This is a genomic window from Aquibium microcysteis (genome assembly GCF_014495845.1).
GTDB lineage: Bacteria > Pseudomonadota > Alphaproteobacteria > Rhizobiales > Rhizobiaceae > Aquibium > Aquibium microcysteis.
On the sequence record NZ_CP061080.1, the window covers coordinates 6,026,297 to 6,039,412 of the forward strand.

The window sequence follows — 13,116 nt, forward strand, 5'->3', positions numbered from 1 at the left end:
CCCACTCCGTTCCAAGCACCGCGTCAGTCTGCATTCTTGCTGCGTTTCGTTCCCGCGATCTTCGCGACGAGATCGACGAGCGCGCCCGGCTGGAACGACCGCGTCGCGATCGCGCCTGCGATCTCTCCGCTGCCAGCCGGCAGGACGCCCTGCCCGAAACCCAGTTTCTCGGCCTCTTTCAACCGTTGCTGCGCATGCGCGACAGGCCGGACGGCGCCCGAAAGGCTGATTTCGCCGAAATAGACACAATCCGCAGGCAGGGCAAGTCCGGTGAGGGAGGAAACGAGCGCCGCCGCCACCGCGAGGTCGGCGGCCGGCTCGGAAATGCGGTAGCCGCCCGCCACGTTGAGATAGACGTCGTGCTGCGCGAAGCGGATGCCGCAATGCGCCTCCAGCACGGCGAGGATCATCGACAGGCGCGAGGAGTCCCATCCCACCACGGCGCGCCGTGGCGTGCCGAGCGGCGAGGGCGCCACCAGCGCCTGGATCTCCACCAGCACCGGCCGCGTGCCCTCCATGCCGGCGAAGACGGCGGCACCCGGCGCCTTGGTGCTGCGCTCGCCGAGGAACAGCTCCGACGGGTTCGACACCTCGCGCAGTCCCTTGTCGGACATCTCGAAGACGCCGATCTCGTCGGTCGGGCCGAAGCGGTTCTTCACCGTGCGCAGGATCCGGTAGTGGTGCCCGCCTTCGCCCTCGAAATAGAGCACGCCGTCGACCATGTGCTCGACCACGCGCGGGCCGGCGATCTGGCCCTCCTTGGTGACGTGCCCGACGAGCACGATCGCCGCACCCGTCGACTTCGCGTAGCGGATCATCGCCTGGGCGGAGGCGCGCACCTGGGTGACCGTTCCCGGTGCGGAATCGGCGAGGTCGGTCCACAGCGTCTGGATCGAATCGAGGATCAAGAGGTCGGGCCGCCGGCCCTCGGCGATGGTGGCCAGGATGTCCTCGACATTCGTCTCGGCGGCCAGCTCCACCGGGGAGTCCGCCGCACCGAGCCGCTGCGCGCGCAGCCGGATCTGCGCCACCGCCTCTTCGCCGGACACGTAGACGATGCGATGCCCTTGCCGCGCCAGCGCGGCGGCCGCCTGGGTGAGCAGCGTCGACTTGCCGATGCCGGGGTCGCCGCCGACCAGCAGCGCCGAGCCGCGCACGAAGCCGCCGCCGGTCGCCCGGTCGAGTTCGCCGATGCCGCTGGCGATGCGCGGCGCGTCCTCGATGTCGCCCGACAGCGAGGTGAGCACGACGGCCCGGCCCTTGCGGGCGCTGCGTGTCGAGGCGGGACCCGCGCCGATGCCGCCCGACGTGCCCTCTTCGATCAGCGTGTTCCATTCGCCGCAGGCGTCGCACTTGCCCGCCCAGCGGGAATGGACGGTGCCGCAATTCTGGCAGATGAACTGGACGCGCGATTTGGCCATCAGGTTTCCAGGGCAGGAGACGGCGGCGGGGCAGGGTGGTCGCAGACGGTCACGCTTGCTGGTCTCCCTCGACACCGACGTGAAAGCGGGTGAAGCGCCGCGACAGGCCGGTGAGCAGTTCGTAGGCGATCGTCCCGGCCGACCGCGCCGCCTCGTCGATCGGCAGATCGGTGCCGAAAAGCTGGATGAAGTCGCCGGCGGCGACCGCGTCGGGCCCGAGGTCGGTGACGTCGAACATCGTCAGGTCCATGGTGACGCGGCCGAGGATCGGCACGCGCCTGCCCTTGATCGAACCGGAGCCGCCCGGCAGGACGCCGCGCAGCGGCACGCCGCTGCCGGAGGCAGAGCGCGGCAGCCCGTCCGCGTAGCCGACGGCGGCGATGGCCACCAGCGTGTCCCGATCGAGGAGCTGCGCGGCGCCATAGCTCACCGCCTCGCCGGGTTGCGCCCGCCGCACCTGCAGAATGCGCGCCTCGGCCGTCACCACGGTCTTCATCTTGACGCTCGACGACGGCGCGCCGCCATAGACGGCGATGCCCGGCCGGACGATGTCGAAATGATATCCGCGGCCGAGCAGCAGCCCGGAGGAATTGGCGAGGCTGGCCGGGACGCCCGGAAACGCGGCGCGGACGGCACCGAAGGCTTCCAGCTGCCGCCGGTTCAGGGGATGGTCGCGTTCGTCGCCGCAGGCGAGGTGGCTCATCACCAGGACCGGCTCGACCGCCCGCGTCAGGGCGTTGTCGGCGCCGAAGGCGCGCGCCTGCTGGACGGTCAGGCCGAGGCGGTTGAGCCCGGTATCCACCTGGAGCCCGCAGGACCTGTCGGAGCCATGCGTCGCGCAGTGCCGTTCCCAGATCGCGATGTCGAGGGCGCCGCTGAGCACCGGCGTCAGGCGATGGGCGGCGAAAAGAGCCGCCGCGTCTTCGCTGAAGAGGCCGTTCAGCACGAAGATGCGGGCGTGCGGCGCGGCGCGGCGCGTCGCGATCCCTTCGTCCGCGGTGGCGACGAAGAAGGTGTCGCAGCCTTCCGCGGCGAGTGCGGGCACGACCGCGGCGATGCCGAGGCCGTAGGCATCGGCCTTCACCACCCCGGCCACGCGCGCGCGGCCGGCGACCTTCGAGAGCGCACGGTAGTTCGAACGCAGGGCGCGCAGGTCGACCATGACGAGGCCGCCGGCGAGATCGGAACGCGGGCCGCTCTCGCGGATATGGACGGGATCCGCCACGGCGCTACTCGAACCGTTCCGGCAGCCGGTCTTCCTCGGCGAGATCCGAGAACCGCGTGAACTGGCCTTCGAAGGCGAGTTCGACAGTGCCGGTGGGGCCGTGGCGCTGCTTGGCGATGATGAGCTCGGCCTTGCCCTTCACCCGCTCGAACTTCAGCCGCCAGTCCTCGTATTCCGGAGTGCCTTCCTCGGGCTGCTTGTTCTGCATGTAGTATTCGTCGCGGTAGACGAACAGCACCACGTCGGCGTCCTGCTCGATCGAACCCGATTCGCGCAGGTCCGACAGTTGCGGCCGCTTGTCGTCGCGGCTTTCGACCTGGCGCGACAGCTGCGACAGCGCGATGATCGGCACGTGCAGCTCCTTGGCGAGCGCCTTCAGGCCGGTGGTGATCTCGGTGATCTCCTGCACGCGGTTCTGGCTCGATTTCGCCGACGAGCCCTGCATCAGCTGCACGTAGTCGATGACGATCACGTCGAGCCCGCGCTGGCGCTTGAGGCGCCGGGCGCGGGCGGCGAGCTGCGCGATCGAGATGCCGCCGGTCTGGTCGATGAAGAGCGGCGTCTTCTGCATCATCTGGGCGCAGGCCACGAGTTTCTCGAAGTCCGATTCGGTGATCTCGCCGCGGCGGATCTTCGACGACGAGATTTCCGTCTGCTCGGAAATGATGCGGGTTGCGAGCTGTTCGGCCGACATTTCCAGCGAGAAGAAGCCGACGACGCCGCCGCGCTCGGCCTTGAACGAGCCGTCGGCCTGCTGCGCAGGCTTGTAGGCGGCGGCGATGTTGAAGGCGATGTTGGTGGCAAGCGACGTCTTGCCCATCGCCGGGCGGCCGGCGAGGATGATGAGGTCGGACGACTGCAGGCCGCCGAGCTTGCGGTCGACGTCGCGCAGGCCGGTCGAGACGCCCGACAGATGACCCTCGCGCATGTAGGCGGCGTTGGCGACGTCGATCGCCGTCGTCACCGCATCCGAGAAGCTCTGGAAGCCGCCGTCGTAGCGCCCGGTCTCGGCCAGCTCGAACAGCCTGCGCTCGGCATCCTCGATCTGCTCTGCCGGCGACATGTCGACCGGCGCGTCGTAAGCGATGTTGACCATGTCCTCGCCGACGGTGATCAGCGCGCGGCGGGTGGCGAGGTCGTAGATCGCCCGGCCGTAGTCGGCCGCGTTGATGATCGTGACCGCCTCGGCGGCGAGCTTGGCGAGGTAGTGCGCGACGGTGATGTCGCCGACCTTCCCGTCCGCGGGAAGGAAGGTCTTCATGGTGACGGGATTGGCGGACTTGCCCATGCGGATCAGCTCGCCCGCGATCTCGAAGATCTTGCGGTGCAGCGGCTCGTAGAAATGGGTCGGCTTCAGGAAATCCGAAACGCGGTAGAAGGCGTCGTTGTTGACGAGGATGGCGCCGAGCAGCGCCTGCTCCGCCTCGATGTTGTTAGGCGCCTCGCGATAGAGCGGCGTCTCCGCCACGCCGAGCTTGCGGACTGCTTCTGCCATGATCGTCCCGTCTGATTCCCTGCCGGCCACCGGCCTACCAGATGTCGGCGGCCCGCGGGACGCCAATCTGCCTGGCCACCCGTGATTCACACTCGTCCACATCTTTGCTGCGGCGGTGGGCGAATCCGGTTGACGCGTCGCGCCCGGACTCATACCCGGTGCGCCGGCGGAACAAAACAGGAAAATGGCGTCGTCCCGCCGACCTACCGCGCGGCGCTCCATGCCGCCGCGAGCTGTGGTTCGATCCGGAAGACGATGTCGCCCTCCTCGCCGGGAAGGACGATCGTGTCGCTCTGCGGCGTCACCTTCGGCAGCCCCTGCTTGAAGGTGTAGCGGATCACGTCCTCCCGCAGGAAGCTGCCGATCTGGCCACCGGTGATCATCGCACCTTCGCCGATGGTGACGCGTCCGGCGAGCACGTCGATCAGTCGCTCGGTGAAGCGGCTCTTGGCCGGCACCTCCTCGTTCTCCGATCCCGACGTGATGACGCGCCGTACCGGATTGGTGTGCAGATGCGCCGACCAGCCGTCGGGCGTTCCTCCGTCGCTGCGGCTCTCGATCATGCGAATCGCCGCGCCGGAAAAACAGCTGTCGAAGATCCACAGCACGTGCTTGGCCTCCAGCACCTCCGACCATTCCTCGATGCGCCGCAGGTTCAGCGCCGCGTTGCGGAACGGCGCCGGCGGCGTCATGGCCGGCGCGTCGCGGGGAACGAACCAGGCCGTCTTCTTGCCGAAGCTCTCGGTGGTCGTGCCATGGCCGGCCAGCATGATGACCAGCCGCGCATTGGGTTTGGCCCCGTGCCGGTTGACGAAATTCTCGAGCGCGTCAGTCAGCTCGTCCCCGGTCGGGTCGAGGACGGTCTCCACGTCGAAGCCGTGCACCGTCGCCAGCACGGACCCGAGCCGCGCCAGTTCGTCGGGCACGGCGGGCAGGTCGCGCCAAGCCTGCCGCCCGTCGGCGCCCATGTCGTAGTCGCCGACGCCGATCAGCAGCGCATGGCTGCCGTCCTCGTAGGTCGGCTTCAGCACGCCGGGTTCGGCCTCGTAGATGGCCCGCGCCGCCCGCGTCTGCGGCTGGTCGTCCGGATCGGCCGCGACGGCGACCGGGTTGAAGATGAAATCGCCGGTCAGATTGTCGATCACCGTCGGCACCTGGCGCCCCCCGGTGGCGTCGACCGTGGCGTTGCGCACCTCGCGAAACCAGGCCGACTGGTCGAGGTTGGGCATCGCCAGCGCGCGGGAAACGGCAGCGGCGAAGGGGCCGTTGTCGCCGCTGCCGTCCTCTGCGATCCCGCCCGGTCCCACGGCGTAGGCGACGAGGCTTCCCCGGACGACGGCCGCGGACCGCGCGCCATCCTGATCGGACAGCATCGCCGCCCCGCGCGTCGAGCTCTGGATGGAGGCATGGAACGGGTTGTCGCGGCAGGCGTCGAACAGGAAGAGGCTGACGCCGTCCCCGTTCGCGGCCTCGATCTGCGCCATGATCGCATCGAAGGAGGTGGCCGCACGGTCGACGTCGTCGAGCGTCTCGATCCGGGCATCCGCGCCCGCGACGTAGCTCCTGCGGTCGATCTCGAAGCCTTGGCCGGCAAAATAGAAGGCCGAGACGGCGCCGCCCGCCTCTCCGATCCGACGCACGTGCTCGCGCACCGCCCGGTCGATCGCGGCCCTATCCGGATCGACGAGGAGCGTCACGTCGAAGCCGGTCGTCTCGAACGCCTCCGCGACCAGACGCGCGTCGTTGACCGCATTCTTCAGCGACGGGAGATGCTCGTACCCCGCGACACCGATGACCAGAGCCAGGCGCGCCGACGACGCCTCTCCGACGCGCTTCAGTCCCGCCTGCGCCGGCCAGCACGCCGCTGCCAGCCAAAGGAGCGCGGCGACGATCCAGCGGGCCATGTGACGGTCTCCAACTTCTCCGAGGTGGCGAGTGTACAACGGAAGCGATGCCGGGAAAACCGCGCGGAAGCAGCGCGCGCAGGCAGGGCCGCCGCGCCGGCAGGCGATGCTCGTGCGGCGAAAAAAACCCGGGGGAATCCCCCCGGGCATGGATCGACGGCGGACCCGATCGGTGGATCGGTCTCCGATGCCGAGGGCGATCAGGCTTCCTCGTCGTCGAAGCCTTCCGCGCCCGGATCGAAGAAGGCATCCGGACGGGCGTTCTCGTTGATGTCCTCGCCATAGATCGCCTCGAGCGAATCGAGCTTCTCGCCCTTCGCCTGGCGCTCGGCCTCGTCCGCGGAGCGGGCGACGTTGAGCGTGATCGTCACCTCGACCTCGGGGTGCAGCGCGATGACCACGTTCGTCAGGCCGATCGCCTTGATCGGGTTGTTCAGCTCGATCTGATTGCGGGCGACCGTGAAGCCTTCCTCGGTGAGCAGGTCGGAGATGTCGCGGGTCGACACCGAGCCGTACAGCTGGCCGGTCTCGCCGGCGGAACGCACCACCACGAAGCTCTGGCCGTCGAGCTTCTCGGCGACGGCCTCTGCCTCGCTCTTGCGTTCGAGATTGCGCGCTTCGAGCTGGGCGCGCTGGCCCTCGAACTTCTTCTTGTTGGCGTCGTTGGCGCGCAGCGCCTTGCCCTGCGGCAGCAGGAAATTGCGCGCGAAGCCGTCGCGCACCTTGACGGTGTCGCCCATCTGGCCAAGGCGCGAGATGCGCTCGAGAAGAATGACTTCCATGTCCTTCGTCCTTCCATGCGGCCGCGCAGGCGGCCCGGTTCTGGTCGTGGACGGTCAGGATACGGCAAGGGCGGCGCTTCGTCCGCTGGTCGCTGTCCTGCCCGTCGCGGCAGTTAGGGCATTCGGCCCAACTCGGGATTTCTCTTTGTTCCGCCGCACCCGAAGCGGGGAAGGGGCCGGGCGCCGGCGCCCGGCCTCGAACTCACTTCACCACGTAGGGCAGCAGGCCGAGGAAGCGGGCGCGCTTGATCGCCTGGGCGAGTTCGCGCTGCTTCTTCTGGCTGACGGCGGTGATGCGCGACGGCACGATCTTGCCGCGCTCGGAGATGTAGCGCTGCAGGAGACGCACGTCCTTGTAGTCGATCTTCGGCGCGTTGGCGCCGGAGAACGGGCAGGTCTTGCGGCGGCGGTGGAAGGGCCGGCGGGTCGGGATCTGGTTGATGTCGACCATCAGTGTGCTCCTTCAGCCTGCTCGCGCGGACGGCGCGGACCGCGATCCTCGCGGTCGCCGCGCGGCGGACGGTCGCCCCGGTCGCCGCGGTCGCGGTCGCCGAAGCGGGGACGGTCGCCGAAGCGGTCGCCGCGCTCGCTGCGCTCTTCGCGCTTCTGCATCATCGCGGAGGCGCCTTCCTCGTGCTTCTCGACGCGGACGGTCATGAAGCGGAGCACGTCTTCCGACAGGCCCATCTGGCGTTCCATCTCCTGGATCGCGGCCGCCGGAGCGGTGATGTCCATGAGCGTATAATACGCCTTGCGGTTCTTGTTGATGCGGTAGGTCAGGGACTTCAGTCCCCAGTTCTCCACCCGGCCGACACTGCCGCCATTCGCTTCGATGACGCCCTTGTAGGATTCCACAAGCGCGTCGACCTGCTGCGAGGACAGATCCTGGCGGGCGAGAAACACATGTTCGTAGAGAGCCATGCTCGTTCTTGCCTTTCTTCGTTTCACTGCCCGGCGCCCGATGGCTAAGCCTCTGCGACTGCCTTGACCCGGAAAGGGCGAAGAAAGACGCATCGATGAGACGGTCGAGAGCGGAGACACGGGAGGCGGAAGGACCCTTGCCTTCACACACGCATCGTTCGGACTGGTCCGGAAAACGCGCGAGCCCTCCGTTCAGCCCCCAATCGGAACCGGCAGAGTGGGCGCGCTATACCGGAGGCGCCGCGGCTTGGCAAGGCCGGCGCCGGACGTCGATCCGGGCCGACGGGATTTGCGGGGTTGCACCGGGCGACGGTTGAGGCAAAGTCCATGGTGAAAGAACGAGGAGAAGACCATCATGCCCATCGTCAACCGCATCGCCGAGTTCCACGACGACGTCACCGCCTGGCGCCGCGACATCCACGCCCATCCGGAACTCCAGTTCGACGTCCACCGCACGGCGGCGCTGGTGGCGGACAAGCTGCGCGAATTCGGAGTGGACGAGGTGGTGACGGGCATCGGCCGCACCGGCGTGGTCGGCGTGATCCGCGGACGCAAGACCGGCAGCGGCCGTGCGATCGGCCTGCGCGCCGACATGGATGCGCTGCCGATCCAGGAGGTCCTCGACCATTCCTACAAGTCGCGGAACCCCGGCATCATGCATGCCTGCGGCCATGACGGGCACACCGCCATGCTGCTCGGCGCGGCACGCTATCTCGCCGAAACGCGCAATTTCGACGGCACGGCGGTCGTCATCTTCCAGCCTGCGGAAGAGGGCGGCGGCGGCGGGCGCGAGATGGTCGAGGAGGGAATGATGGACCGTTTCGCCATCGACGAGGTCTACGGCATGCACAATGCGCCGGGGCTGCCGACCGGCTCCTTCGCCATCCGCAGCGGCTCCATGATGGCGGCGGCCGACATGTTCGTCATCGACATCGAGGGGATCGGCGGCCATGCGGCGCGGCCGCAACGCTGCATCGACACCACGCTCGTCGGCGCCCACATCATGACCGCGCTGCAGTCGGTGGTGGCGCGCAACGTCGATCCCATCGAGGCGGCGGTCGTCTCCGTCACCACCTTCAAGGCCGGTGACGCCTTCAACGTGATCCCGCAGACCGCGCGCCTCACCGGCACCGCGCGCACCTTGTCGGCCGCCGTCCGCGACCAGCTGGAGGAGCGCATGAAGGACGTGGTCGAGCACACCGCCCGCGCCTTCGGCGCAAAGGCCACGCTCGACTACCAGCGCCACTATCCGGTGCTGTCGAACCATGCCGCCCAGACCGATTTCGCGGCGAGCGTCGCCCGTCAGGTCGTGGGCGACCGCGTCGACGTGAACACGCCGCAGGTGATGGGCGGAGAGGACTTCGCCTTCATGCTGGAGGCAAGGCCCGGCGCCTTCATCTATATCGGCCAGGGTGACGGCCCCTACGTCCACCATCCCGAATACGACTTCAACGACGAGATCATCCCCGTCGGCTGCTCGTACTGGGCGAAACTCGTCGAGACGGCGCTGCCGGCGGGCTGACCGTGAGGGGGGCGACTGCAGCGGCCGTCGCGGGAGCGTCGCCGCTGCCGCGTCCGCTCCCGCCCGGCGCGGCCGGTGCGGAGGTGCCGGGACGCCGAGCGGCCCCGCCCTTGACTTCGCGCCCGCTCCTGCGTCACAGGCAGGCGGTTCGAGCAAGCGGAGGACGTCTGATGGCAATCGCATTCACCTTTCCGGGCCAGGGCAGCCAGTCCGTCGGAATGGGCCGCGATCTGGCGGAAGCCTTCCCCGAGGCCCGGGCGGTCTTCGACGAGGTCGACGCGGCGCTGGGCGAGAAACTCTCGGCCGTGATGTGGGAGGGGCCGGAAGAGACCCTGACGCTCACCGCCAACGCGCAGCCCGCGTTGATGGCCGTGTCGATGGCGGCGATCCGCGTCCTGCAGGCGCGCGGCCTGGTGCTGCAGGACAAGGTCGCCTACGTCGCCGGCCATTCGCTGGGCGAATATTCCGCACTCTGCGCCGCCGGCGTGTTCTCGCTGGCCGACACGGCGCGGCTGCTGCGCATCCGCGGCAATGCCATGCAGGCGGCCGTCCCGGCCGGGGAGGGCGCCATGGCGGCCATCCTCGGGCTCGACCAGGACAAGGTGGAGCAGGCCTGCGCCGGTGCCGAGGGCGGCGTTTGCCAGATCGCCAACGACAATGGCGGCGGCCAGCTCGTCATCTCCGGATCGAAGGCGGCCGTCGATCACGCCGCGCGGCTGTGCACGGAGATGGGCGCCAAGCGCGCCCTGATGCTGTCGGTCTCCGCGCCTTTCCATTCCGCGCTGATGGCGCCGGCGGCCGAGGCCATGCGCGAGGCGCTGGCGGCGGTGGAAATGAATCCGCCCGTCGTGCCGGTGGTGGCCAACGTCACCGTCAGCCCGCTCTCCGACCCGGACGAGATCCGTCGGCGGCTCGTGGAGCAGGTCACGGGCCGGGTCCGCTGGCGCGAGACCGTCGAATGGTTCGCCGCCAACGGCGTCGGCACGCTCTACGAGATCGGCGCCGGCAAGGTGCTGTGCGGGCTCGCCCGCCGCATCAGCCGCGATACTGCCACCGCCGCCGTCAACACGCCGGCCGACATCGACGCGGCGCTGGCCGCGCTCGCCTGACACTGCACTCCGCCGCGGCCGCGGCCGCGCGCGAAACCGCGAAAGGATAGCGACATGTTCGATCTGACCGGCCGCAAGGCCCTCGTGACCGGCGCCTCCGGCGGCATCGGCGAGGCGGTGGCGCGCGCCCTGCACGGCCAGGGCGCGACCGTAGGCCTGCACGGTACCCGCGTCGAGAAGCTCGAGGCGCTCGCGGCCGAGCTCGGCGACCGGGTGAAGGTCTTTCCGGCCGATCTTTCGAACCGCGACGACGTCAAGGCGCTGGCGCAGAAGGCGGAAGCGGATCTCGAAGGCGTCGACATCCTCGTCAACAATGCCGGCATCACCCGCGACGGACTGTTCGTGCGCATGTCCGATGCCGACTGGGACGCGGTGATCGAGGTGAACCTGACCTCGACCTTCCGCCTGACGCGCGAACTCACCCATCCGATGATGCGCCGCCGCTACGGCCGCATCATCAACATGGCCTCGGTGGTCGGCGTCACCGGCAATCCGGGCCAGGCCAACTACTGCGCCTCCAAGGCCGGCATGATCGGCTTTTCGAAGTCGCTCGCGCAGGAGATCGCGTCGCGCAACGTCACCGTCAACTGCATCGCGCCGGGCTTCATCGAATCGGCCATGACCGACAAGCTCAACGACAAGCAGAAGGATGCCATCATGGGCGCGATCCCGATGCGGCGCATGGGCACCGGGCTGGAGATCGCCACCGCGGCCGTCTACCTCGCCTCGGCGGAGGCGGCCTACGTCACCGGGCAGACGATCCACGTCAACGGCGGCATGGCGATGTTCTGACGCCGGGAACCGCTCGCGCTCCGCGTGCATTGCACGCGGGCGGCCGGCGGAATACGGCTTTGCGGGGCACCGGCTTCGTGTTATGCGCCGCGCAAGCCGGCATCCGCGTCCGGGCTTCACCGTCCGGACGGTGCCCACCAGGAGGAAAACGCCGTCCCGGGAATCGGCATTGGACCGACCCGGAAAGCGCCATCTTTCAGCTTGATTAGCGGCAATCCTGCCGCTAACGAAGACCAACTTGAACCGAAGTCGAGGGTTATCCCAATGAGCGATACCGCAGAACGCGTCAAAAAGATCGTCGTCGAGCATCTTGGAGTGGAAGAAGCGAAGGTCACCGAAGGCGCGAGCTTCATCGACGATCTGGGCGCGGACAGCCTGGATACCGTCGAGCTGGTGATGGCTTTCGAGGAAGAGTTCGGCGTCGAGATCCCCGACGATGCCGCCGAGACCATCCTGACCGTCGGCGACGCGGTCAAGTTCATCGAGAAGGCCTCGGCCTGAGATTGGCCGGCGCCCGAGGCGCCGGATGGAACCCGCAATGAGACGTGTCGTCGTTACGGGCCTTGGCCTACTGTCTCCGTTCGGACCTGGCGTGGAGCACTCCTGGAAGCAGCTGCTTTCGGGGCGGAGCGCCGCGCGCAGGATCGAGACCTTCGAGACCGGTGATCTTCCCTGCAAGATCGCCAACGTCATCCCGCGCGGGTCGGGCGACGACGGCACGTTCAATCCCGACCATGTGCTGGAGCCCAAGGACCAGCGCAAGGTCGGCGATTTCATCACCTACGGCATCGCCGCCGCCGACGAGGCGCTGAAGGACTCCGGCTGGGAGCCGAAGACCGAGGACGAGCGCTGCGCCACCGGCGTGATGATCGGCTCGGGCATCGGCGGCATAGAGGGCATCGCGGAGAACGCGCTGATCCTGCACGAGCGCGGCCCGCGCCGCATCAGCCCGTTCTTCATTCCCGGCAACATCATCAACCTCGTTTCCGGCCAGGTATCGATCCGCCACGGGCTGAAGGGTCCGAACCATGCGGTCGTGACCGCCTGTTCGACGGGTGCCCATGCGATCGGCGACGCTACGCGGCTGATCGCGCTCGGCGATGCCGACGTCATGGTGGCCGGCGGGACCGAATCGCCGATCAACCGCCTGTCGCTCGCCGGCTTCGCGGCCTGCCGTGCGCTGTCGACCGGCTACAACGACACGCCGGAAAAGGCCTCGCGCCCCTATGACCGCGACCGCGACGGTTTCGTCATGGGCGAGGGCGCCGGCGTCGTCGTGCTCGAGGAGCTCGAGCACGCGAAGGCGCGCGGCGCCAGGATCTACGCCGAGGTCACGGGCTACGGCATGTCGGGCGACGCCTTCCACATCACCGCGCCTTCCGAGGACGGAGACGGCGCCTACCGGTGCATGAAGGCCGCGCTGAAGCGCGCCGGCATCTCCGCCTCCGACATCGACTACATCAACGCCCACGGCACGTCGACCATGGCCGACACGATCGAGCTCGGTGCCGTCGAGCGGCTGGTCGGCAACGCCGCCTCGCGCATTTCCATGTCGTCGACCAAGTCGTCGATCGGGCACCTGCTCGGTGCGGCCGGTGCCGCCGAAGCCATCTTCTGCCTGCTCGCCATCCGCGACAACGTCGCGCCCGCCACCATCAATCTCGACAATCCATCGACCGAGACGGCGCTCGATCTCGTGCCGAACACGCCACGCGAGCGCCGGATCGATGTCGCGCTGTCGAATTCCTTCGGCTTCGGCGGAACGAACGCTTCGCTCGTCTTTCAACGGTATAATGGTTGACAGGCGGGCGCGGGCGTCAATTTCGCCATATTCCTCGATAGGCTTCGCGCGCAACATCGTGACATGACCATGGTGTATGTGCGAGCGGGTGCGCCTCGAAGCGAAACCGGCCGCGAGCGATCGGTGACTCCGGCCGCCTTCCGA

At 68.5% G+C, this 13,116-nt stretch carries 12 protein-coding genes; 5 read left to right on the plus strand and 7 right to left on the minus strand.

All coding sequences use genetic code 11. The features are described 5' to 3' along the window. Nucleotides 1–23 precede the first annotated feature (23 nt). The 7 genes from radA to rpsF form a co-directional block, all read right to left on the minus strand. A complete protein-coding gene (gene radA, locus IAI54_RS28380; protein ID WP_187970362.1) occupies nt 24–1,421 on the minus strand; it encodes a DNA repair protein RadA in 1,398 nt (465 codons plus the stop codon). Between the two features lie 49 nt (nt 1,422–1,470). After that, nucleotides 1,471–2,646, minus strand: a complete 1,176-nt coding sequence (gene alr / locus IAI54_RS28385) for an alanine racemase (protein ID WP_235679195.1) — start codon at nt 2,644–2,646, stop codon at nt 1,471–1,473. Nucleotides 2,647–2,650: 4 nt separating this feature from the next. After that, on the minus strand, nt 2,651–4,141 hold the full coding sequence (locus IAI54_RS28390) for a replicative DNA helicase (protein WP_187970363.1): 1,491 nt from the start codon (nt 4,139–4,141) through the stop codon (nt 2,651–2,653). 203 nt (nt 4,142–4,344) lie between these two features. After that, entirely contained in the window at nt 4,345–6,045 is a 1,701-nt protein-coding gene (locus IAI54_RS28395) for a caspase family protein (protein WP_187970364.1), read from the minus strand. Nucleotides 6,046–6,245: 200 nt separating this feature from the next. Beyond that, nucleotides 6,246–6,827, minus strand: coding sequence for a 50S ribosomal protein L9 (gene rplI, locus IAI54_RS28400; RefSeq protein WP_187970365.1), 582 nt, complete (start codon nt 6,825–6,827; stop codon nt 6,246–6,248). Between the two features lie 202 nt (nt 6,828–7,029). Then, nucleotides 7,030–7,278: a 30S ribosomal protein S18 gene (rpsR, locus tag IAI54_RS28405; protein WP_018427106.1), complete on the minus strand. Its 249-nt coding sequence runs from the start codon at nt 7,276–7,278 to the stop codon at nt 7,030–7,032. Further along, nucleotides 7,278–7,748 carry a 30S ribosomal protein S6 gene (gene rpsF, locus IAI54_RS28410; protein WP_187970366.1) on the minus strand — a complete coding sequence of 157 codons (471 nt, stop codon included), beginning with the start codon at nt 7,746–7,748 and terminating at the stop codon, nt 7,278–7,280. The genes rpsR and rpsF overlap by 1 nt, the downstream gene beginning before the upstream one ends. 355 nt (nt 7,749–8,103) lie before the next feature. Here rpsF and IAI54_RS28415 point away from each other — a divergent pair, with 355 nt between their 5' ends. From IAI54_RS28415 to fabF, 5 genes are all read left to right on the plus strand, one after another. Next, nucleotides 8,104–9,270: a M20 aminoacylase family protein gene (locus IAI54_RS28415; RefSeq protein ID WP_187970367.1), complete on the plus strand. Its 1,167-nt coding sequence runs from the start codon at nt 8,104–8,106 to the stop codon at nt 9,268–9,270. Between the two features lie 170 nt (nt 9,271–9,440). Continuing rightward, the gene (gene fabD, locus IAI54_RS28420) at nt 9,441–10,379 is read left to right on the plus strand and encodes an ACP S-malonyltransferase (RefSeq protein ID WP_187970368.1); all 939 of its coding nucleotides are present in this window, start codon (nt 9,441–9,443) and stop codon (nt 10,377–10,379) included. A 54-nt stretch (nt 10,380–10,433) separates the two neighbouring features. Next, nucleotides 10,434–11,171 carry a 3-oxoacyl-[acyl-carrier-protein] reductase gene (fabG, locus tag IAI54_RS28425; protein ID WP_187970369.1) on the plus strand — a complete coding sequence of 246 codons (738 nt, stop codon included), beginning with the start codon at nt 10,434–10,436 and terminating at the stop codon, nt 11,169–11,171. Between the two features lie 264 nt (nt 11,172–11,435). Continuing rightward, nucleotides 11,436–11,672, plus strand: coding sequence for an acyl carrier protein (locus tag IAI54_RS28430; protein WP_126700444.1), 237 nt, complete (start codon nt 11,436–11,438; stop codon nt 11,670–11,672). Between the two features lie 37 nt (nt 11,673–11,709). Beyond that, entirely contained in the window at nt 11,710–12,972 is a 1,263-nt protein-coding gene (gene fabF, locus IAI54_RS28435) for a beta-ketoacyl-ACP synthase II (RefSeq protein ID WP_187970370.1), read from the plus strand. Nucleotides 12,973–13,116 lie beyond the last annotated feature (144 nt).